Source organism: Paenibacillus sp. FSL H8-0034, assembly GCF_038000305.1.
GTDB lineage: Bacteria > Bacillota > Bacilli > Paenibacillales > NBRC-103111 > Paenibacillus_S.
Map to the genome: position 1 here is coordinate 4179617 of NZ_JBBOBS010000001.1, position 21950 is coordinate 4201566.

Annotated in this window: 19 protein-coding genes, 1 pseudogene and 3 riboswitches; of the genes and pseudogenes, 16 read left to right on the plus strand and 4 right to left on the minus strand. The window is 45.7% G+C overall.

The features are described 5' to 3' along the window. Positions 1-97: 97 nt before the first annotated feature. The 6 genes from glyA (at position 98) to NST47_RS18965 (ending at position 7421) form a co-directional block, all read left to right on the plus strand. A complete protein-coding gene (gene glyA, locus NST47_RS18940; RefSeq protein ID WP_341156497.1) occupies positions 98-1348 on the plus strand; it encodes a serine hydroxymethyltransferase in 1251 nt (416 codons plus the stop codon). Between the two features lie 126 nt (positions 1349-1474). Beyond that, positions 1475-1683, plus strand: a riboswitch (cobalamin riboswitch). Between the two features lie 151 nt (positions 1684-1834). Beyond that, positions 1835-2197: a class Ib ribonucleoside-diphosphate reductase assembly flavoprotein NrdI gene (nrdI, locus tag NST47_RS18945; RefSeq protein WP_341156498.1), complete on the plus strand. Its 363-nt coding sequence runs from the start codon at positions 1835-1837 to the stop codon at positions 2195-2197. Further along, on the plus strand, positions 2184-4268 hold the full coding sequence (gene nrdE, locus NST47_RS18950) for a class 1b ribonucleoside-diphosphate reductase subunit alpha (protein WP_341156499.1): 2085 nt from the start codon (positions 2184-2186) through the stop codon (positions 4266-4268). The genes nrdI and nrdE overlap by 14 nt, the downstream gene beginning before the upstream one ends. 19 nt (positions 4269-4287) lie before the next feature. After that, the gene (gene nrdF / locus NST47_RS18955) at positions 4288-5253 is read left to right on the plus strand and encodes a class 1b ribonucleoside-diphosphate reductase subunit beta (protein WP_341156500.1); all 966 of its coding nucleotides are present in this window, start codon (positions 4288-4290) and stop codon (positions 5251-5253) included. Between the two features lie 144 nt (positions 5254-5397). Next, a riboswitch (ZMP/ZTP riboswitch) is annotated at positions 5398-5477 on the plus strand. 293 nt (positions 5478-5770) lie between these two features. Continuing rightward, positions 5771-6886, plus strand: a complete 1116-nt coding sequence (gene pabB / locus NST47_RS18960) for an aminodeoxychorismate synthase component I (RefSeq protein WP_341156501.1) — start codon at positions 5771-5773, stop codon at positions 6884-6886. Then, a complete protein-coding gene (locus NST47_RS18965) occupies positions 6861-7421 on the plus strand; it encodes an NUDIX domain-containing protein (protein WP_341156502.1) in 561 nt (186 codons plus the stop codon). Before pabB ends, NST47_RS18965 begins: the two co-directional genes overlap by 26 nt. Here NST47_RS18965 and NST47_RS18970 read toward each other — a convergent pair. Together NST47_RS18970 and NST47_RS18975 are read right to left on the minus strand one after the other, a co-directional pair. Further along, the gene (locus tag NST47_RS18970; protein ID WP_341156503.1) at positions 7412-7588 is read right to left on the minus strand and encodes a hypothetical protein; all 177 of its coding nucleotides are present in this window, start codon (positions 7586-7588) and stop codon (positions 7412-7414) included. The genes NST47_RS18965 and NST47_RS18970 overlap by 10 nt on opposite strands. A 169-nt stretch (positions 7589-7757) precedes the next feature. Next, positions 7758-7960: riboswitch (cobalamin riboswitch) on the minus strand. A 228-nt stretch (positions 7961-8188) separates the two neighbouring features. Next, on the minus strand, positions 8189-9055 hold the full coding sequence (locus NST47_RS18975; RefSeq protein ID WP_341156504.1) for a DMT family transporter: 867 nt from the start codon (positions 9053-9055) through the stop codon (positions 8189-8191). Positions 9056-9335: 280 nt separating this feature from the next. Here NST47_RS18975 and NST47_RS18980 point away from each other — a divergent pair, with 280 nt between their 5' ends. The 5 genes from NST47_RS18980 to NST47_RS19000 all read left to right on the plus strand — a co-directional run bounded on the left by NST47_RS18980 (position 9336) and on the right by NST47_RS19000 (position 13699). Continuing rightward, entirely contained in the window at positions 9336-9458 is a 123-nt protein-coding gene (locus NST47_RS18980; RefSeq protein WP_341156505.1) for a hypothetical protein, read from the plus strand. Positions 9459-9473: 15 nt separating this feature from the next. Continuing rightward, complete coding sequence (locus NST47_RS18985) at positions 9474-10508, plus strand: helix-turn-helix transcriptional regulator (protein ID WP_341156506.1); 1035 nt, start codon at positions 9474-9476, stop codon at positions 10506-10508. A 135-nt stretch (positions 10509-10643) separates the two neighbouring features. Continuing rightward, positions 10644-11438, plus strand: a complete 795-nt coding sequence (locus tag NST47_RS18990; RefSeq protein ID WP_341156507.1) for an SDR family NAD(P)-dependent oxidoreductase — start codon at positions 10644-10646, stop codon at positions 11436-11438. A 208-nt stretch (positions 11439-11646) separates the two neighbouring features. Beyond that, positions 11647-12648, plus strand: coding sequence for an aldo/keto reductase (locus NST47_RS18995; protein ID WP_341156508.1), 1002 nt, complete (start codon positions 11647-11649; stop codon positions 12646-12648). Positions 12649-12718: 70 nt separating this feature from the next. Further along, positions 12719-13699: an aldo/keto reductase gene (locus NST47_RS19000; protein ID WP_341156509.1), complete on the plus strand. Its 981-nt coding sequence runs from the start codon at positions 12719-12721 to the stop codon at positions 13697-13699. 318 nt (positions 13700-14017) lie between these two features. On the opposite strand, the gene NST47_RS19005 is transcribed toward NST47_RS19000, so the two are convergent. Then, positions 14018-14452 carry a MarR family winged helix-turn-helix transcriptional regulator gene (locus NST47_RS19005; protein WP_341156510.1) on the minus strand — a complete coding sequence of 145 codons (435 nt, stop codon included), beginning with the start codon at positions 14450-14452 and terminating at the stop codon, positions 14018-14020. After that, complete coding sequence (locus NST47_RS19010) at positions 14453-15409, minus strand: quinone oxidoreductase family protein (protein ID WP_341156511.1); 957 nt, start codon at positions 15407-15409, stop codon at positions 14453-14455. 237 nt (positions 15410-15646) lie between these two features. On the opposite strand from NST47_RS19010, the pseudogene NST47_RS19015 reads away from it, so the two are divergent. The 5 genes and pseudogenes from NST47_RS19015 to NST47_RS19035 form a co-directional block, all read left to right on the plus strand. Continuing rightward, a pseudogene (locus tag NST47_RS19015) lies at positions 15647-15748 on the plus strand (EamA/RhaT family transporter); the annotation flags it as partial. Positions 15749-16026: 278 nt separating this feature from the next. After that, positions 16027-18306, plus strand: a complete 2280-nt coding sequence (locus tag NST47_RS19020) for an AraC family transcriptional regulator (RefSeq protein WP_341156512.1) — start codon at positions 16027-16029, stop codon at positions 18304-18306. A 216-nt stretch (positions 18307-18522) separates the two neighbouring features. Beyond that, positions 18523-19497 carry an ABC transporter permease gene (locus tag NST47_RS19025; protein WP_341156513.1) on the plus strand — a complete coding sequence of 325 codons (975 nt, stop codon included), beginning with the start codon at positions 18523-18525 and terminating at the stop codon, positions 19495-19497. 28 nt (positions 19498-19525) lie between these two features. Then, positions 19526-20419: a carbohydrate ABC transporter permease gene (locus NST47_RS19030; protein WP_341156514.1), complete on the plus strand. Its 894-nt coding sequence runs from the start codon at positions 19526-19528 to the stop codon at positions 20417-20419. A gap of 58 nt (positions 20420-20477) precedes the next feature. After that, positions 20478-21932, plus strand: a complete 1455-nt coding sequence (locus NST47_RS19035; RefSeq protein ID WP_341156515.1) for an ABC transporter substrate-binding protein — start codon at positions 20478-20480, stop codon at positions 21930-21932. Positions 21933-21950 lie beyond the last annotated feature (18 nt).

Here is a 21950-nt window from a genome sequence, read left to right on the forward strand (position 1 = left end):
ATACAAGGTTATAGTGGTTACACAAACACGTACGCAGCAGGCTTTGACCGTGTGCGTACGTGCTATTAAGAACATGTCTACTAAGGAGAACAGGACTGTGGAACATTTACGCAAACAAGATCCCAAAATTGTTGAGGCTATGAATTTGGAGATTGGTCGTCAACGAGATAAAATTGAATTGATCGCTTCCGAGAACTTCGTGAGTGAGGCTGTCATACAGGCAATGGGTACCGTGCTGACGAACAAGTATGCGGAAGGCTATCCGGGTAAACGCTACTATGGTGGTTGTGAATACGTGGATATCGTTGAGGATATTGCGCGTGAGCGTGCTAAACAATTGTTTGGTGCTGATCATGCGAACGTACAGCCACATTCCGGTGCGCAAGCTAATATGGCGGTTTATTTGGCAGCCCTGAAGCCTGGCGACACGGTGCTGGGCATGAACCTTGCACATGGCGGCCACTTAACTCACGGTAGTCCTGTGAATGCTTCCGGTATTTTATATAACTTTGTTGCTTATGGTGTAAGAGAAGACGATGCGCGTATCGATTATAACGAGGTCCGCAAATTGGCATTCAAGGACAAGCCCCGCATGATCGTAGCCGGTGCCAGCGCCTATTCACGCATCATCGATTTTGAAGCGTTGGCTTCAATTGCCAATGATGTGGGCGCCTTATTGTTTGTTGATATGGCTCACATTGCAGGTCTTGTAGCAGCAGGCTTGCATCCGAGTCCGGTTCCACACGCGCATTTTGTCACAACGACTACCCATAAAACGCTTCGCGGACCTCGAGGCGGTATGATCCTGTGCCGTAAGCCATGGGCAGCAGCGATTGATAAAGCGGTATTTCCGGGTACCCAAGGTGGACCATTGATGCACATTATTGCGGCCAAAGCAGTTGCTTTTGGCGAAGCGCTTCAGCCAGAATTTAAAACCTACGCGCACAACGTTGTCAATAACGCTAAAACCTTATCCGAAGCCTTATTGGCTGAAGGTATTGATCTTGTATCCGGCGGTACCGACAACCATTTGATGCTGATCGACCTTCGCAGCCTTGGCATCACTGGTAAAGCTGCTGAGCATTTGTTGGATGAAGTAGGCGTAACGGTAAACAAAAATGCGATTCCATTTGACCCTGCTAAGCCCATGGTGACAAGTGGTGTTCGTATCGGCACACCTGCTGCTACCGCTCGTGGCATGAACCAAGAAGCTATGAAAGTAATTGCAAAAATCATCGCATTAACATTAAAAAACCAGTCCGACGAAGCTGTTCATGAAGAAGTACGCGGCATGGTGAAGGATTTAACTGCACAATTCCCGCTTTATCCGGGTTTAAGCTACTCATAGTTGTTTCTTGATTCATAGGGGCTGGCGCATATGCGCTGGCTCTTTTTCTTTGTGGAAACTACGCATATATCACAATTGACAATTACAATATATTGATATATATTTGTATAAATCGTTAATTAACAACTATATATTGTTATGACAGGTGCTTTTTTGTTTAAAGTGAACGAAAAGGCTTAAAAGGGAAGTCCGGTGAAAAACCGGTGCGGTCCCGCCACTGTAAGAGAGAAGTATCGATCTGGTTGGCCACTGATTTTGTATCATACAAAGTCGGGAAGGCGGATCGAATACGTTGATCCTCGAGCCAGGAGACCTGCCTGTTCATTGACACGATTCCTGCGGAGAACAGGTAAGGTGATCGCTTCGTCCGTGACGAGGTAGGCGAAAATTCGTCTGCTCGCTTTGGTGCATTCGGCCCTTATGGCTTCCGGATGTGCTTTTTTTATTGTTAACTTTAGAGCAATGAACGGAATGGGAGGACTAAATATGTTGATCGCCTACGACACCAAGACGGGAAATGTACGCCGTTTTGTTAAAAAATTGAATATGCCAGCGATTCAAATTGAGGATAAGATGGAGGACTTAAATGAGTCTTTCGTGTTAGTTACCTATACCACCGGATTCGGTCAGGTTCCTGAAAAAGTATCTTCTTTTCTGAAAAAAAACCATTCGCATTTAATGGGTGTATCTGCTAGCGGTAACCGAAACTGGGGTGAAGGCTTTGCACGCAGCGCCGATCATATCTCAGCGTTATACGGGGTACCTGTACTGGGGAAATTCGAGCTTTCAGGAACGAGTAAGGATGTAGAGAGGTTTATTCAGGAGGTGAGTTTGATTGCAGCACATTGAGTTGAACAATTTGCTTATGCAGCGAGACGCGGACGGTTTTTTTCAGCTGCATAAAGACAGGGAAGCCGTAGCGGCTTTCATGGAAGAAGTATACCAGAAGACCATCCAGTTCGCTGATACTTCGACCAAAGTTCGGTACATGATTGATAACGATTATTATGAAAATGTGTATGAACGCTACACTCACGATGAAGTCGATGAGATTTACCAAATCAGTCATAGCTTTCGTTTCGAGTTCCCGTCTTATATGGCGGCCTCCAAATTTTATACGGATTATGCGGTGAAAAGCAACGACCATTCCATTTACTTGGAGCATTATCCGGACAGAGTTGCAATTGTAGCTTTGTATCTGGCGGGCGGTGAGATGCAAATAGCAAGGGATTTGGCCACGTCCATGATGGAGCAGCGAATGCAGCCGGCGACTCCGACATTTCTGAATGCAGGGAAAAGCAGGCGCGGTGAAATGGTATCCTGCTTTCTGCTGGAAACCGATGATTCGCTCAACTCGATTAACTATGTACTCGGTACCTGCATGCAGCTTTCGAAAATTGGAGGTGGTGTAGCGGTCAATTTGTCCAAGCTTCGCGGTCGTGGTGAGCCGATTAAAGGTGTTGAGGGCGCGGCCAAAGGAATTATGCCGGTACTCAAGCTGATGGAGGATGCATTCTCCTACGCAGACCAGATGGGTCAACGCAGAGGTTCAGGAGCAGCCTATTATCATATTTTTGGATGGGATGTCATGGAGCTTTTAGATAGCAAGAAGATTAACGCGGATGAGAAAATGCGGCTCAAGACATTATCGATTGGTTTGATTGTGCCTGACAAGTTTTATCAGCTTGCTGAGGATAACAAGCCGTTGCATCTGTTTGCTCCTTATTCTGTTTTTCAAGCGTACGGAAAATACCTGGATGATATGGATCTTGATGATATGTACGACCAACTGCTGGCCGATAACCGGGTGCGTAAAAAGACAGTGATGAGCGCACGGGACATGTTAATCAAAATTGCGATGATCCAGCTCGAATCGGGTTATCCTTATATCATGAACAAAAGCAACGCCAACCGTTCCCATCCTCTGAAAAAGCTGGGTACGATCAACATGTCAAACTTGTGTACGGAAATCTTCCAATTGCAAGAAACTTCGGAAATCACCGATTATGGTTGCCCGGATCTGATCCGTCGGGATATAAGCTGCAACCTCGCCTCCCTGAACATTGCCAATGTCATGGAATGGAAAAAAGTGAGGGAATCTGTCCACGACGGGATGACCGCCCTAACAGCCGTAAGCGATATGACGAACATCGCCAATGCGCCGGGTGTTGCAAAAGCAAACCGGGAGCTGCATTCGGTCGGATTGGGAGCTATGAACCTTCACGGCTATCTTGCCAAAAATAAAATCGCGTATGAAAGCGATGAGGCTCAAGATTTTGTCCGCACTTTTTTTATGATGATGAATTATTATTCCTTGGAAAAAAGCATGGAAATTGCAAAAACGCGTGGCGTCACATTTACAGGCTTCCAGCATTCGGACTATGCGAATGGTACGTACTTCGACCGTTACTTGACAACGGACTACCGACCGGTTACCAGCAAAGTGAAGCTATTGTTCAGCGGGATTCCAGTTCCGTCTCCGGAAGACTGGGAGAATTTGAAGGCTGCTGTGCAGAAGCATGGATTATATCACGCTTACCGCCTGGCAATTGCCCCGACGCAGAGCATTTCATATATTCAGAACGCTACATCAAGCGTGATGCCGATTGTGGAGCCGATTGAAACCCGCACCTATGCCAACTCAACCACCTATTACCCGATGCCGTACATGAGCCGGGATAATTTCTTTTACTATAAATCTGCCTATCAGATGGATCAATTTAAGGTGTTGGATCTAATTGCTGAAATTCAAATACATGTCGATCAAGGAATCTCAACCGTGCTCCATGTTAACAGTGACATCACGACAAGGCAGCTTGCTCGCTACTACATTTATGCAGCTAAAAAAGGATTAAAATCGCTCTATTATACCCGGACGAACAGATTGTCCATCGAAGAATGCATCAGTTGCTCCGTTTAGGGGAAGGGGAAAGATGAAAATGAGTGTTTGGAAAGCTGTAAATTGGAACCGTCCGGATGATGATTTTACCGACACTTTCTGGAAGCAAAATATGATGCAGTTTTGGACGGATGAAGAGATTCCTTTGTCGGATGATCAAATGTCTTGGCTGACGCTGAGCCATGACGAGCGGGAGCTGTATATGAAAGTACTTGGGGGGCTGACCCTGCTGGATACGGTTCAGGGTGGCGTTGGCATGCCCAAAATACTTGAATGGGTTGACGGGCTGCAGCGTAAAGCCGTGCTCGGTTTTATGGGGATGATGGAGCAAATTCATGCCAAATCTTATAGCAGTATTTTCACAACACTGGCTTCAACTGAAGAGATCGACAACATTTTCAGCTGGATAGAAAGCAATCGTTGCTTGCAAATCAAAGCAGAGACGATCTCCCAATATTATAATGGCATTAAGACGCGTGAGGATTTGTATTTGGCGATGGCGGCCTCTGTATTGCTGGAGAGTTATCTGTTTTATAGTGGATTTTTTTATCCGCTTTACTTGGCAGGGCAAGGTAAAATGACGAGTAGTGGTGAAGTCATTAATCTGATACTGCGTGATGAAAGCATTCACGGGTTGTATATTGGCATGCTCGCTCAAGAAATATATGCGCAATTGGATGAAAACGAGCAGCAATCGGCATTCGATAAGCTTCAGAGTCTTATTCGCAATTTGCATAGCAATGAAGAGCTGTACACAGAGGAACTTTACCAATCTGTAGGATTAACTGACGAAGTGAAAGCATTTATCCGCTATAATGCCAACAAAGCATTCATGAATCTGGGGCTCGAACCTATATTTCCAGAGGAGGATATTAATCCAATAGTCCTGAATGGAATCAGCACACGTACAAAGCAGCACGATTTCTTTTCCAAAAAAGGAAACGGATATGTTCGTACCCTTCATGTGGAGGCATTGACGGATCGTGATTTCCTATTTGATTTTTGAAACGAATCCGTTATAGCCTAAGGATATGACCAGATATAGTTTAATTCAGTTACCTTATACCTACCGATTTGTGATATCTTTCTTGTAACAAAGCTGTTCTAGCTTAATCTATGGACTGCGTATTTAACTGGTATAGATGGAATATTAGATATGTGTGACTGGCGTAAACGTGGTGAACCACGAGGGAGCACATATTCATATCGCCGTACGCCTGGGCAAAGTATTTGATCTTAGGATCGAATGCTTTTTTACTTTAAGGGGGAATGCTCGAATGGGTTATTTTAAAGATTCGCGGAAAATGATTTGCAGACCATGGTGTACCTCAAGCCAGATTGGAAGGAAGCCTTACAATGCCTATCTGAAATGACGAGCAAGGATGAGCTCGCAGTCGTATCTGGAACCCTGTATGTAATTTCCGATGTAAGATTCTGGATTCTATACGAAACAGACTCCTATAAAGGCTTGTAATCTGGCATAGATTAAAAGGTTATCAAGCAACAGAAGCGGAGGGTAGGATATGAAGCTTGAACCAACTATCATCATTGATTTTAATCAGAAAAGAATGAAATTTGAGAAGCCTCTGCAGATTTGGCAAACCCACAAATTGGAGGAGATCAGTGGGATTTTTGAAAAGGTTCAGGAGGCTATCGATGGGCAGTTCTATGTGGCCGGTTATGTCTCATATGAGTGCGCACCCGCTTTCGAGAGACATTTCAGCGTGTGTGAACCTGATGCAGAGTTTCCTTTAGTGTGGTTTGGTGTCTATGAGAAGCCAGTAGAAGAGGACGACATAGCGCCGAAGGGGATGTACTCCGTTTCAGACTGGAGTGCAGGTACGAACCGCGTGGAGTATACAAACCATATTAAAAGCATTCATGCGGCGATTGCTCGTGGAGAGACGTACCAAGTCAACTATTCCACGCGTTTGAAGGCTAAGTTTACTGGAGATGATTTTGCCTATTACGAAGATTTGCGAGATGTCCAAACTAATTATTCTGCATATTTAAATGTGGGGCGCTATCGGATCTTATCGGTTTCACCAGAGCTTTTCTTCCACTGGAATGGAGAGCACATTCGTACCAAGCCAATGAAAGGTACTCTTCCCATAACGGGCAGCAAACAAACTTTGTTCGAATCGGAGAAGAACCGCACAGAGAATGTGATGATTGTGGATCTCCTTCGGAATGATTTAGGTCGGATTGCCAAGACAGGCACTATTAAGGTTCCACATCTGTTTGAAATCGAGGAATATCCTACGTTGTACCAAATGACCTCGACCATAGAAGCCAATACACAACCTGGGGTCACCCTGTTCGATGTATTCCAGGCCATGTTCCCATGTGGGTCGATAACCGGGGCACCCAAAATTTCTACCATGAAGATGATCTCATCCTTGGAAAAGGAGCCGCGTCATATTTATTGCGGTTCCATTGGGCTCGCTGTACCGGGCGAGGGTATCACGTTTAACGTGGCCATCCGCACAGTTCTTGTAGATTCGTATACGCAGCTGGCTGTGTATGGAGTAGGGGGAGGAATTACCTGGGATTCAACCGCTGAGGACGAGTATGATGAGATGAGAACGAAATCGAGAGTATTGACATATCGGCATGAGCGGATTGGAAGTCAAACATAAGCATAAATTATGGCTGTCCTTAACAAAAAGTAAGTTGGTGGTAATAATGAATTATGAGTTTCTTGGGGCTTTGCCCAATCAAAATATAATCTTAACGAAGAAAAGTTTAATTGAAGAAGCTAATTGTGTACTGATTTTCGCCTTCTATCAAGGTAAATTGGTTCTTGTTAAGCATCATTGTCGCGGTTGGGAACTACCTGGAGGGAATAGGGAGGAAGGCGAATCAGTTACACAAACGGTTATCAGAGAGATGTATGAAGAGACTGGTGGTGAACTCGATTCGATTGAAAGGATTGGACAATATTTAATTTTTGAACAAGCTCGTCTAGTATTTGTGAAAAATATTTATATTTCAAAGGTGAGTGTCCTTAGGGAGCTGCCGAACGGATTTGAAACCAATGGGGTCATGCTGCTGGATACGATTCCAAAGCAATCGGAATTTGTGAATGACCCCACATTTAGTCCATTAATGAAAGACAATGTATTCCTGATTGTATCCGACTGGATTAAGGATCATCATTTTACTCAAAAGTGAAGCGTTTTGTTACACAGATTCAGCCAACGCTCACGCGTCGCAGGATCTGTGTATTCGAGATGACAAATGAGGGTTTCCAAGTCTTCAAAAGTGAAATTTTGAATGAAAGAGGCTATAATTCGTTCGTCTTCCACATGGGACAAAAAATGAATCAAATCGTAACGCATTTTAGTCCTCCTCGTCGTCATTCGACTTGTTATTAACTCATGGAAAAAAAAGGAATAAATACAATTAATAAATAAAAAAGGTGTCCTTCCCGGAATGAGCATAGGGGGAAGACACCTCATTTTGTTAAATGATGGATCGTCTAACACCTCCCTATTTCCCGTAGGTTTAACAGCGCTGTTGAAACAGGCAGGTCTCCTGGCTATAGGTCTCATCGTCACCAGCAGCCTTCCCGATTGAAAATCAACCAGTGGCGTTTTGCAGTAACTCAACCATGACAGTGGCGGGACCGCGTCGGTTTTACACCGAACTTCCCTTTTAAGCTCACCTGTATACGCTCGCAGCAGGTAAGCACCTATTTCCAATATTCAATTATGAATGTCTAATACCCATCATATCCCAACTCTTGGTGGCACAGAACGATTCCGTTATTATTACATGATTATAAAATAAAGTGATTTAGTTCTAATTGTGATCATTATGTCCATAACAGGAAAATACATAAATAAGATTGCTAGCTTGCCTAAGGCGGAAGAAAGCTCTGTCGTAGGTCTGCTGCTGCTGTTCCCCAACTGGCTTGCCCTGAGAATGGGAGTGGAAAACTATTTGGATGCGAATCGCCGTGCGATCGCCACGCACAGTACAACACCGATATTTACGATAAAGATAGGCCAACCAACTGACTCGTGCAGAACGAGAGCTGAAAGCAGCAGACCGAAGAAAGGCTGGAGGAGTTGTAACTGCCCGACCGCTGCAATACCTCCCTGAGCAAGACCTCGATACCAGAACACAAAGCCGATGAGCATGCTGAACAGGGAGACATAAGCAAGGCTCCAGAGTGCGGAGCCACTGATACCTGTCCACGAAATCGGCATGTAATAAAACGAGAGCAGTGACATAACGGGAAGCGACAGAACGAGCGCCCAAGAGATCACCTGCCAACCCCCTAACCTCCGTGAGAGTCGCGCCCCTTCCGCATAACCGTAACCGCACACAATGATAGAAGCCAGCATTAACACATCACCTACCGGCGAAGATGTAGCCCCTTGTGCGAGGGCAAATCCTGCTACAAGGGAGCTGCCTAAAGCTGACAAGATCCAAAAGGTAGGCCGCGGGCGTTCACCGCCACGCAGTACGCCGAAGATCGCCGTCGAAAGCGGCAGTAGCCCAATGTAGATAATTGCATGCGCAGATGTGACATACTGAAGCGCCAAGGCTGTCAAAAGTGGGAAACCTACTACCACGCAGAGTGCTACTAACAATAGCGGAACGATGTCGCTTCGGACAGGCCGCTGCTGCCGGAATATGAGGAGAAGCACTCCTGCTAACAGCCCTGCAATGGCGGCACGGCATACCGTGAGGAATAACGGATCAAAATCCATCACAGCCAACCGCGTTGCGGGCAGCGAGCCGCTGAAGATGAGTACGCCCAGGAGGCCATTAATCCAGCCGCTTGTCGTTTGGTTCATTACAATCACCTCAAAAAATTTTAATACAAAAATGCACTCGACGCTTCGCGATATCAAGGTTCGAAAATATTTATAAAATACACTTCTGTACGATTAGTAGTATTATAGTAGATACAAAATACGATGTATACTAAACAATAATCCTTCTGTAAGGGTACAGATAGTAGGCCGACCTATTCAAAGCGGAGGGCGTTTTTATCAGGAACTTGAAAATCAATATCTCATTTATTCACATCTGAAAAGTGGTTATTTTGTTGTAGCCAAAGAAGCGCTTCTTCCCTTGCTGCGCCTTAGCAGCATTCGGACCGATGAGCAAGATATTGAAGAAGGGGTTCGCATCATTGCCGAAGAACTGGAGCGTGCCCAGTATACAACCCAAAATAATAAATATGTAAGCAGCTAGAGGAGGAACTTATGTATGAATTCTCATACCTCTGACCGTATTAAAATCCCGGCAGGATTTTGGGCAGGATTAAATCAGATAGGAATTGCCGCCCACGATGTAGCTCGCAAAGCACGACTGCCGCTCACCATTATTACGGAACAAGTAGTCACCACCGCGCAATATTTTGCGATCTGGCAGGCTTATTCCGATCTCATTGGTGACACTGCCCAAGGAATTATCCAGCTTGCGACCGTCTTTGAAACAGCGAAGTACCCACCGACCGTCTTGGCGACTTACCACGCTCGTGACTACCGCGATGCGCTAAACCGAATGGCTCGGTACAAACAACTGTGTCCCCCAGAAGGCTTACGTATTACCGAGGAGGGCGAGCACTGTACGATCGAACTGGAATGGCTGCATACGGAGCAACCCGGTCCACCGATGCTGGTTGGTATTACGCTGGCATGTCTTCTGGAGCTTGGGCGACGGGGCACAGGTCAACCTTTGACGGCACAGTTTGTCGAATTTTCGCACTCAATGGGCGATATACAAGTCCTTGAAGCATACTTCGGCTGCCCTATCCGGATCGGTGCAACATGTAACCGATTGACACTGCATCGAAGTGATCTGGACCGCCCGTTTGTCTCCTACAACGAAGAGTTGCTGGAGATACTGACTCCCGTTCTGGACCGATCGGTGGATGAACAGCAGCGCAGCCGATCAATTACCGAGACGGTCAAATGGATCATGAAACGCAGCCTCACAGGAGGGCGCCCCGACATACAGGCTGTCGCGAAGGAGTTGGGTATGAGCGATCGTACCTTGCAGCGCCGACTTACCGATGAAAACACAAGCTTCAAGCAGCTGTTGGCACAAGCTAGACATGAGCAAGCACGAGAGTACTTGGCTGATCTCTTACTTGATATTAAAGAAGTAGCTTTCTTGATTGGATATGAAGACCAGAACTCGTTCTACCGCGCCTTCCGCCTTTGGGAAGGTAATACGCCTTCAAATTGGCGCACTGAACATTTAGGTGCAAACTCGACATCAGAAAATGGCCAGGAATGACGACACTTTACTGAGTTTTATCATTTGGCGTGTTCAACAAGAACTTTGGCGTAATATGCTAGTTACGGATCCATCCAGACAAGGTAATATAATCACTACCCGGAGCACAAGACAAATGATAAGGAGAACGGTAGGATGGATATGGGATTAAACAATAAAACAGCTTTAGTTACAGGATCAACGAAAGGTATCGGTAAAGCAATTGCCATTGAACTTGCCAAAGAAGGTGTGAATGTACTCATTAATGGACGAAATGATGAAGAGGTAGAACGAGTTGTACATGAAATTAAGTCGGAGTTCCCGGCTACATCACCTCAAAATGCTACAGCAGATATTGTGGATATTGGGCAAAGAGAAGCTTTATTTGAAAAATACCCCAATATTGATATTTTAGTAAACAACATGGGTATTTATGAAATTATGCAATATGAGGACGTTGATGATGAAGTATGGATCAAATACTTTCGTACTAATGTTCTTGCTGCAAATGGCTTGTCTAAATTTTATTTGCCTAAAATGTTGAAAAATGATTATGGCCGCATTATTTTTATTGCAAGTGAAGAAGCCATTATGCCTTCCGGACTAATGCCTCAGTATGGTATGACAAAATCAATGCTATTAGCATTGTCAAAAAGCTTATCTAAATTAACAATAGGAACAGAAGTTACAGTCAATACGATCATGCCAGGACCCACACTCTCTGAAAATGTGCAGCAAATTATAGAGAGTATGTACCCTAATGAAGAGATGACTTTTTCAGAAAAAGAGAAAAAATTTATGACTACAAACCTCCCTCAATCTGAAATACAGCGATTTATCAAGCCTATTGAAATAGGTAGACTAACTACATTTGTATGTAGTCCTTATGCATCCGCATTCAAAGGTTCTCCAATTCGTATGGATGGGGGAATGGTACCGACTATTTATTAAAAGCAAATCACCTTCTCAAAGAACCTTGAATTTAAACTCAAGGTTCTTATATGTGTATCTGTACTAAGGTATTGAGAGGATTAGGCAATCAATTAAGACAAATGAGATAACGGTCGTTTATTCATTTATTGCATAATAAGGTTATATCCTTTAACACTAACAAGAGTTATGGAATGGCTATTAAACAAGGCTTGAGAGGGGAGTTGTAATGAACATTCATCCGCTTGGAAGAACGGGTTTACAAGTGACAAATCTTTGTTTGGGAACGATGACGTTTGGCAATCAGGCGGACCCAAAGACCTGTTTCGAAATTCTCGACAAAACCTTTGCTCATGGAGTGAATTTTATCGACACAGCCGATGTGTATCCAATTGGGCGGACATCGTATGCAATCGCGGGTGCAACGGAATCGATTATCGGAGAATGGCTGCAGGGCAAACGAGATAAAGTGGTCCTCGCAACAAAATGTTTTGGCGCGATGGGACCTGAGGCAAATGATAAGGGGTTGAGTCGGAAACACATCTTGACCGCCGTAGAGGACAGTCTTCGCCGCCTAAAAACGGACTATCTTGACCTCTATCAAACGCACCAATTTGACCCAATCACACCCATGGATGAAACTTTGCGCGCGTTTGATGATCTCGTTGGTCAAGGCAAGGTTCGTTATATTGGTGTATCGAATTGGCGAGCTTGGCAAGTGGCAAAGGCAAACGGAATTGCGGATAGAAAAAATTACACTCGTATTGTGAGTGTTCAGCCGCGCTATAATCTTTTGTTTCGGATGATTGAGGATGATTTGGTTCCGATGGCACTTGACGAGGGGGTTGGAATTATCAGTTACAACCCCCTCGCGGGTGGCATGTTAACTGGCCGCTACGGGAAAAACGAGAGTATCCAGGAGGGGACTCGTTTTGGGCTCGGGAACAATGCAGGTTTATTGTATCGGGAGCGTTATTGGCAAGAGGCGTCATTTGACGCTGTTGAACGTTACCAATCTTGGTGCCGAGAGCACGACTATGATCCGGTCACGACGGCCGTCCGTTGGGTCACACAACAACGAGGAATTACTTCCGCGATCATTGGTGCAAGTCGCCCAGAGCAATTGGACGCGAGCCTGCGCGCTGCCGACATGAAGGAATTAACGGAACAAGATCTGGCATGGCTTGATGCGTTATGGTTCTCATTGCCTCGTCGTCAAGAGTTTAGTTAATAACAGGGACATATAGGTAATGCTCTTATTTGAACGAAACTAAATCTATGGAAAAGTGAGGAACTATCAAATGCAATATGTAAAACTTGGAAATACCGGCTTGGATGTATCCAGACTTTGTCTTGGTTGTATGAGCTTTGGCGTAGCAGAGCGCTGGCATCATCCATGGGTACTTGATGAAGAGCACAGTCGTCCGATTATTAAAAAAGCCCTGGAGCTTGGTATCAATTTTTTTGATACGGCAAATGTGTATGCTGACGGAACAAGTGAGGAGATTACTGGGCGGGTTTTAAAGGAATATGCTAATCGTGATGAAATTGTTCTCGCAACAAAAGTTCATGGCCGTATGCATGAAGGTCCAAACGGTGCCGGACTTTCCCGCAAGGCAATCATGAGTGAAATTGATAAAAGTCTGAAGCGACTGGGAACAGATTATGTGGATCTGTACCAAATTCACCGTTGGGATTACAATACTCCTATTGAAGAAACGATGGAAGCCTTGCATGATGTGGTGAAGGCTGGTAAGGCAAGATACATAGGCGCCTCTGCCATGTACGCATGGCAATTTCTGAAGGCGTTACATGTAGCTGAAAAAAACGGGTGGACCCGGTTTGTATCCATGCAGAATCATTTGAACCTCATATATCGTGAAGAGGAGAGGGAGATGCTGCCGCTTTGCAAGGTAGAAAAAATCGCTGTGATTCCGTATAGCCCGCTTGCAAAAGGAAGATTGACGCGTGATTGGGAGGAAACGACCCATCGCTCCGAAACCGATCAAATTCAGAAATCCCAATACGATGCGACTGCAAATACCGATCGATTGGTCGTAGAACGGGTTGCGGCAATAGCAGAAAATCGCGGCGTTCCCCGCGCGCAAATTGCGCTTGCCTGGTTGCTGCAGAAAGAACCGGTAACAGCTCCTATCATCGGTGCTACGAAAATGTCTCATCTCGAAGATGGGGTAGCTGCTCTTTCGATTACGTTAACATCTGATGAAATTGCGTCGTTAGAGGAGCCGTATGTGCCTCATTCGATAATTGGCTTTCAGTAATTGTGATGATGCGATGCAATGGACCGTGTAGCAACAAGAAGATGCTTGCATAGTAAGCAATAAGCAGGATAGCTTAATACGAGCTGAAGCTGTTGTCATCCTAACAAGATTGTTGAATCGAAAGTAGAGCGTCCTTCCGGAGATCATCCCTGCCTTAGAATACAGCAAGCCCGCATTCAATTGATGGCGGGCTTTGTTGTGTTCATGCTGCTGTTTAACTTTAGCGGTCATAACCGCTTCTTCATAAATGACAAGTTCTTGCCGTTCTACTGTTTCCATCAGCCCGTATCACAGCGCGTGACTTTCAGTCCGGGACTTCTAGTCGAACTTTTGCAGCGCTTCAAACAATCGTTTCAAATGATTTAACAGCCCATTTTTTTCCTCGATTGTCCAATCCGCCAACGCTTCTCGCATGATACGCTGACGAGTGAGACTTATTATGGAATTGATTTCTTCCCCATGCTTCGTCAGTTCGGACATACGTATGCGAGAATCTGAACTGGATGGATAAGTTCGAACCAGCCCGGCGGCCTCCAACTTATCGATTTGCCGACTGATACTCGAGTAGTTTTTCCCGAGTATGACAGCCAAATCCCCAACACTAGTCTGTTGGAGATGGGCGATACCACCGAAAACACGGAAGGCTGCGGCTTCCAAATTAACGCCAGCAGTCGCAATCATTTTCTTATCGCGGTCCGTCCGATTAATAATGGAAAATAAATCAACCAGCGCTTTAAAAATATCATTTTCCATTTATTTAATTTTGACCACTGCACGAGGCATCAATGGCGCATTCCAGGCTTCTTCGATATCTTCCAGCGAAAACTCTGTCGTTGCCATATTTATTTTTCCTTCGGCGACTAGTTCAAAAACATCCTTAACAGAGGATATCATTTCGAGTTTGGAAACACTCTCACCGCCGCTACCTACCAGTTCAATTTTTGACGATCGGAGAATCGATGAGGGCAACTCGATGTTTTCTTGTCCCGCTGACGTTCCAATGCTTACAAAGCGGGTGGCACGATCTGTACTGTTCTTTGCAATAGCAGACATGATGGCGATTGCGCTTTCGCCCCAAAGGTAATCCAATACAATATCAACGCCTTCAGCTATAACCGGCTGCAGGGCGTTTTCAAAGCTTTGTCCGCCATTTTCGACTGTCATATCAAAAGCAATTTCCTGATCGGCTTCAAGCGCTTGCAGCTTAGATTCGTTGCGTCCCGTTACAATGACCTTTTTGGCTCCCATGCTCTTAGCAATCTGAACAGCTAAGCTGCCGGATGAACCGGTAGCGCCATTAATCAAGACCGTTTGTCCCGATTTGAAGTGGGCTCGAAATTTCAAAGCAGCCCACGATGACATAGCCGGATTGGCGATAGCTGCTGCCGTGACGTCATCAATGCCATCTGGTAAACGGATAATCACCTTTTCACTGACCATTGTTTGCTCGGCCAAACTGCCGTAAGGTGCAGTAGGCAGCGCAAAATATATGCGTGAACCGTCTTCAAGTGTCCCTACACCGTCAACACCGGCTACAAGAGGAAAGGTTGATTCGGATGAGTAATGTAAGCCCATGGATCGGAACTTGCTGAGTCGACTCAAGCCCGCTGCCATCACGTTCACCAAGACCTGTCCCTCTGCTGCGACTGGCGAAGCAAATTCGCCAATAACGGGGAATGTCCCCTTTTCCTTCACAATTGCTGCCTTCATAGGTTTTAACCCTTCTTCCAATTAATTTTATGTGCAATATGCACATAAATCATCGTAACATAATTATGTGCAATATGCACGTAAAATTCAAATTTCCTTTCCGAACCACTTCTTGGCGGATACCCCGATATTAAATGATCGACACTTCTGACCCTTTTTTTTCCGGCCTTGGAGCCTTCACGGTTCACGATGGCATCATTATCGTTTGCGGTTACGGTTATGCGGAAGGGTATCAGTGGTTCCGCACTATGGAGCCTTGCTTATGACTCCCTGTTCAGCATGCTTATCGGCTTTGTTTTCTGGTATCGCGGACTCGCCCAGAGCGGCATAGTGGCGATAAACGGCGGAGCAACAGGCCCGATTTAGCTTAGAGAATAGCGTGACAGTAAGCGCGGCTGATTTGGTTCCTGGCGATCTTGTATTTTGGAGTTACGAGCCCAATATTGCCACAAATCATAACGATTGAGCAGAAAACCCTACATTGGCGAATACTTTCTGGGTAGATTTCGGTTGTCTATACATCTTAACATTATAAAACGGTTTAAATTTGGAGAAATGGTTCAGATTTGGTTTGTATTGTCACTATACGCTATTCAACCGATTAAGGAGCCGATATAATGAATTTAAAACAGGTAGAAATAATCGGATGGAGGTATACAGGGATGAAGAAGCAGCGGCCAGATAACTATTTTTCTAATATGTTTATTAAAATGACGCTGGTAACAACGTTACTGGTGATGGTGCTCTCGCTGTTTTTTTACATCTATTTTAAAAGCTACAACAGTAAACTGATCAATCGGTCAAATGAAGAGATTATGCATCAGGTTATCTATAATGCCGAGCAGGTTCATACTTATGTCAGGAACTATGCGGTTTCTTTATCCAATAATCTGGATGCGGTCAATCTCATGAACGGACAGAATCTGTCCATTTACGAGCAGCTCAGCAGTATGAGAGCACTTGATCTTATGCTGAAATCGAATCCGTATATAGGTTCGTTTTATGTGTACAACGGTCAGGAGGATATGTATTATATAATAGGCTCCAATCCGCTGATACGAAGGGGGAGTGATTTTGATCCTTGGGCGGCAACTATCCTGAAGAAGGGCAGCACATTACCGAAGCTTGCTCCTATCCCGAGAAGGATGCCTCTTAGCGAAACGAACCCGGAGCAAACCATGAACGTGTTATCGTATGTGCAGCCCGAGTATTATTTGGATGGTGGGCTGAAGAGCGCACTCATTTTCAATGTAAACATAGATATACTTCTCAATCAATTGACCTTAGGAAGCTTCGATACGCTGGATAACAAAAGCTTCTGGTTCGTCAGCCGAGATGGTGGAGTGATGGCGCATACCGATCCCGAGCAATTTTTGACAAATGCCGCAGAAATCCCTTATGTGCGGGATATTATCCATTCTTCCGAAAAATCGGGTTATTTTGTAACGGAAATAGATGGCGTCCAATCTGTGGTAACCTACGCAGGCAGCGATTCACTCCAATGGCAGCTTGTTGGTGTTACAGCCTACAGCACGATTGCGAATATTGCCGCCAAGGTAAACTACATTACGCTGGGTATCGCGCTTACCATGCTGGTAGTTGGCTCATATGCCGCTTTTCTGCTGGCTATAAACTTGTACACCCCGGTGCAAAAGCTGCAGCGTTTTCGAAGCAGCCATATATTCACCTTAAAGCAGAAATCATTGTCGGATTTGCTTCTGACCGGATTCCCCCCGAATAAGAAAGAAGGCGAATGGCTGCACGAATATGGAATTACGTTGGACCCCGGCAGGCCTGTAGCTGTTGCGGTGATGAAAATCGATCACTATAGCGAATTTTGCGAGCGGTACAAGCAGTCCGATAGGGCGCTGCTCCGATATGCTCTCACCAACATCGCCAGCGAAATTATGTCAGAGTTCCATACCTGTGAAGCGGTTGATTTGGATGAAGACGTTGTTGTATTGATCTTGAATACGGAGGAGGAAGGCAAATTATCAGAGAATGGAAGGCTGGAACTATCCCGATCCCTGCATCAGGTGCTCGAAAGCTTTGAACGCTATTGTTCACTGACGGTATCTGTCTTCGTGAGCGAGGCGGCGATGAATCTCAGAGATTTACCCTACATATATAAGGATGCGCTGGATTTATCCAACGATCGGCTGAAATACGGACATCGATGCATGCTCTTTAGAGAGGATCAGTTCGCAGATTCGCCGCAATCGTTTCCAATCGACCATCCGTTTGTCGAGCAGCTGCTGGGTGCGATTAAGGAAGGGAAATTGGAGAAAATGGAGGAGACGTACGCCCGGCTCACGGAGCTTGTCTCCAAATGCGACTATAACAACATCATGCTTGTAATATCCTACATATCCTCGGCCGTCTTTAATCAACTGCACGTAATGGAAAGCAACAGTACGATATCGTTTGAGAGCGGTTTCTCCGAGTTTGACAGGAAGATCAAAAGTGCGGAGACGCTGGTGGAAATTCATGAGCATTTTCATAGCTTGTTCCACGTTATTACAGAGCGGCTTGGCAGGAATAAAAACGACCGCACCGGTCTCATTGTCGCGCAGGCCTATCGATATATCGAAGAGAACTATGCCGATTACGCGCTTTCTCCGCATGGCATCGCCGCTCTGTTCAATATGACACCTGCGTATTTGAACAAGCTATGCCGGGATCAAGGCGCTCGTTCCTTGTCGGATTATTTGACAGCGGTCCGGATTGAGAATTCAAAACAGCTGCTTGGCGAAACCAACCTGACCATTGATCAAGTTATTGACCGGATCGGTTGGGAGAACAAGAAATACTTTTATACCATTTTCAAAAAACATGTGGGTGCCACCCCTACCGACTACCGCTTGAAGCTGAGCCTCACCCGGTTGAATCAATCGTAAAAACAATTGAGAGGGAAACCTTCACCTTATGAATCGCGCAGCTGCCGATTGATAAGGTTTTTTAATTGGAATTGGGGTTGTTTGAACCATTTGAGGATGATTAGACTACGATTTTAAACCATTTCACTCATTTTAACCCTTACCGACATCGGCTGCTTACAGTACGATAGGAGCACATCAGCCCCATACCTCTGAAGGAAAAGAAGGTGCAGCTCAGTGCAAGATTGGCAATCCGTAACTGTAAGACGTTCGTCCGCTAGCCGCTGGTCGGTCCGGCTCGGGAGCAGATGGAAAACGTTCCGCAAAAACCGTTTTCTACTGCTGTTAACCATGCCGATGGTTTTATTCATTTTTGTCTTCAAGTACATACCTATGTTCGGGGTTATCGTAGCTTTCAAGCGATATCAGTTCAACAAAGGACTGCTTGGCAGCGATTGGGTAGGGTTCAGCAATTTCCGATTTTTGCTCGATTCCCCCGATTTATGGCGAATCGTACGAAATACGCTGGGGTACAATTCCATCTTTATTGGTATGAATCTGCTCGGCGCGCTTGTCATCGCTCTGCTGTTATATGAAATAACAAGCCGTTCGATGCTGAAGGTGTATCAGACTGTACTGCTCTTCCCGCATTTTCTATCCTGGGTTGTCGTGGCCTACATGGCTTACGCGTTTCTGAATCCACGTTCGGGTATGCTCAATCAAGCGAGGGAATGGTTCGGTTACGCGCCGCTCGACTATTACAATTTGAGCGATCCTTGGCTCTATATTTTTCCACTCGCCCAGTGGTGGAAGGAGGTAGGGATGGGGGCAATCATTTATTACGCAGCGCTTATGGGAGTCGATCCTGCCTATTTCGAAGCGGCCAAAATCGACGGCGCCAATAAGTTGCAAATGCTTTGGCACATCTCACTGCCGTTTCTGTATCCGGTGATGACGATATTGACGATATTGGCGATAGGCAACATTTTAGATGCGGATTTCGGCCTCTTTTACCAGCTCCCGATGAATTCCACTACGCTGTATGAAACGACGGATGTTATCGATACGTACATATTCCGTGCACTCACGGTGAATGGAGATATCGGCATCTCAGGAGCGGCGGGACTGATCAAATCGACCGTCGGCTTTGTGCTCGTCATCGGTACGAACTGGTTCGTCAAACGACGCAATGCGGACAATGCGCTGTTTTAATTTGAAAATATAGAGGAGGGAAACGGGCTTGACTGCCAGCCGAACGGAGCTATGGTTCAAAAGATGCATTCATCTCTTTATGATTTGTCTGAGTATTGTATTTGTTATACCGCTTGTCGCGATCATAGCCGTCTCGTTATCTAACGATCAAGACATCGCCGCTCACGGGTACCGGCTTCTACCGATTCAAATTGATCTGGAAGCGTACCGTTATATTTTATCTTCACCCATGACGCTTTTTAACGCTTATAAGGTGACGACGATCATGTCGGTACTGGGTACCTTTCTGTCGCTTCTTATGATCTCCTCCTGCGCGTACCCGTTATCACGCAAAGATTTTGCATACCGAAGCGTGATCACTTTTTATTTGTTTTTTACTATGCTATTTAACGGTGGCCTCGTCCCGTTTTACATCCTGATGACGAATTACCTGCATTTACAGGATACGTATGCGGCGCTCATTATTCCGGTGCTCGTCAATGTGTTTTATGTCTTTCTGATGCGAACGTTCTTTCAGCAGCTGCCGGATGCGCTTGTAGAATCGGCGACGATCGATGGCGCTGGCGAGCTTCGCATTTATCTGGAGATCATTGTGCCGCTGTCGAAGCCGGTTCTGGCAACCGTCGGTCTGATGCAGCTGCTCACTTACTGGAATTCCTGGTATCCGGCATTGCTGTTCGTCTCCAGCCAGGAGATGTATCCGCTTCAATACTTGCTGCAGGTGATGCTGAAAAATATAAGTGAAATCACAAAAAATATGCAGGAAAACGGGCTTGTCGATTGGTCGGCTGCGGCCTCCTTACCTACAGAAAATATGCGGTTGGCGATGTGCATGCTGGCTATAGGGCCTATGCTGCTTATATTCCCTTTTTTCCAAAAATATTTTGCCAAGGGCCTGACAGTAGGTTCAGTCAAAGGGTAGGGCTGCAATAAATATCCATCTTGGCTTCAAAATAATGACATGCGGAGGGTAATTACTAATGAATACGATCAAAAGGATAACGGGGATTACGGCAGGGACTATTTTACTTGCGGGCTCAGTTTTGAGCGGTTGCCAGTCAGGAGGAACCAAGCCTTCCAGTCATGCTGTCCAGCCGGAGGGTAAGCCGGAAAAACTCGTCTGGTATGTTCGCAGCAGCGAACCGAAAAATTCGCAAGCGGTACTGAACAAGGCCAATGAGCGAATCCAGGAAAAAATCAACGCGACACTGGAAATGAAATTTATCAATCCCGGAGACTACGACAGCAAAATGCAGCTGGTAATGTCGTCGGGCGAAGCGTACGATTTGGCTTTTACGTCTGCATGGGCGAACAGTTATGTCAACAATGTGAATCGCGGAGCCTATATCCCGTTGGATGCGATGATTGAAAATTATCCGGGTTTGAAAGCAATGATGCGTAAGGAAATTTGGGATGCCGTCAAAATCAACGGAAAAATGTACGGCATGCCGAACAATCAGATCATGGCCAGCCAAGATGGCATTTGGTTTAAAAAGGATATCGCGGAGAAGCACGGCATTAACTTGAAGACCATTAAAAGTATGGAGGATTTGACCCAAGCGCTGCAAACCGTCAAGGACAAGGAGCCTGGAATCATTCCGGTCCGTGAAGGAACTACCAGCTTTTCTTTTAAAAGGTCGGGAACGATCATCGAGGATTTGTTTGTCGTTAATGCTGCGACTTGGAAGGTTGAGGACGGTGTGAAGCTTCAGGCGGATACGTTCAAAACGTTTCGCGGGTGGTATCAGAAAGGATTTTTCCCGCAGGATGTAGCAACGCTCAAGGATGAGCTGTCTCTGATTAAAGCTGGCAAAATATTCAGTCGCTACGGTCGGCAGAAGCCGGGTGCGGATGCCGAACTGAAGGCGGCATATGGCTTTGAGGTCGTCAACATTCCAACAGGGCAGCCGATCATACAGCGCAGCGGTGCCCTATCGACGCTAACGGCGATCAGCTCCACATCCAAGCATCCCGAGCTGGCGATGAAGCTGCTCGATCTGATCAATACCGATAAGGAATTAATCAATCTATTGTCGTTCGGTATCGAAGGGCAGGATTACACCAAACTGACAGACAACCGGATTGAGCCGAAGCCAGGAGGGTATTCGCTGCCGGCCTGGATGATCGGCAACGTATTCAACTCCTACTTGCTGCCGGGTCAGCCGGACGATGTATGGGAGCAGACAAAGAAGCTGAATGAAACGGCGTTGGTTGATCCGCTGATTTCATTTAGTTTTGACCGAAAAAACGTAGAAAACGAAATGGCCCGGCTTGTAGCCATCCATAAGGAGTTCAAGCCGATTCTGGACAACGGGCTTGACGATATTGATAAAATCATTAAGCAGCGGGAAGATAAGCTGAAAGCGGCAGGGTACGATAAAGTGGCACAGGAGCTCAAAGCACAGATTGACACATGGAGAAAGACGCAGCAATAAGAGGCGGTGATAAGGAGG

Excerpts from the sequence above, each read along its gene's own strand:
- NST47_RS18995 (WP_341156508.1), top strand. The coding sequence starts at position 11,647 with ATGAACATTCATCCGCTTGGAAGAACGGGTTTACAAGTGACAAATCTT.
- NST47_RS18990 (WP_341156507.1), top strand. The coding sequence starts at position 10,644 with ATGGATATGGGATTAAACAATAAAACAGCTTTAGTTACAGGATCAACG.
- nrdF (WP_341156500.1), top strand. The coding sequence starts at position 4,288 with ATGAGTGTTTGGAAAGCTGTAAATTGGAACCGTCCGGATGATGATTTT.
- NST47_RS19020 (WP_341156512.1), top strand. The coding sequence starts at position 16,027 with ATGAATTTAAAACAGGTAGAAATAATCGGATGGAGGTATACAGGGATG.
- NST47_RS19010 (WP_341156511.1), bottom strand. The coding sequence starts at position 15,409 with ATGAAGGCAGCAATTGTGAAGGAAAAGGGGACATTCCCCGTTATTGGC.
- nrdI (WP_341156498.1), top strand. The coding sequence starts at position 1,835 with ATGTTGATCGCCTACGACACCAAGACGGGAAATGTACGCCGTTTTGTT.
- NST47_RS18975 (WP_341156504.1), bottom strand. The coding sequence starts at position 9,055 with ATGAACCAAACGACAAGCGGCTGGATTAATGGCCTCCTGGGCGTACTC.
- NST47_RS19035 (WP_341156515.1), top strand. The coding sequence starts at position 20,478 with ATGAATACGATCAAAAGGATAACGGGGATTACGGCAGGGACTATTTTA.
- NST47_RS18985 (WP_341156506.1), top strand. The coding sequence starts at position 9,474 with ATGAATTCTCATACCTCTGACCGTATTAAAATCCCGGCAGGATTTTGG.
- NST47_RS19000 (WP_341156509.1), top strand. The coding sequence starts at position 12,719 with ATGCAATATGTAAAACTTGGAAATACCGGCTTGGATGTATCCAGACTT.
- NST47_RS18965 (WP_341156502.1), top strand. The coding sequence starts at position 6,861 with ATGAGCGGATTGGAAGTCAAACATAAGCATAAATTATGGCTGTCCTTA.
- NST47_RS19005 (WP_341156510.1), bottom strand. The coding sequence starts at position 14,452 with ATGGAAAATGATATTTTTAAAGCGCTGGTTGATTTATTTTCCATTATT.
- pabB (WP_341156501.1), top strand. The coding sequence starts at position 5,771 with ATGAAGCTTGAACCAACTATCATCATTGATTTTAATCAGAAAAGAATG.
- NST47_RS18970 (WP_341156503.1), bottom strand. The coding sequence starts at position 7,588 with ATGCGTTACGATTTGATTCATTTTTTGTCCCATGTGGAAGACGAACGA.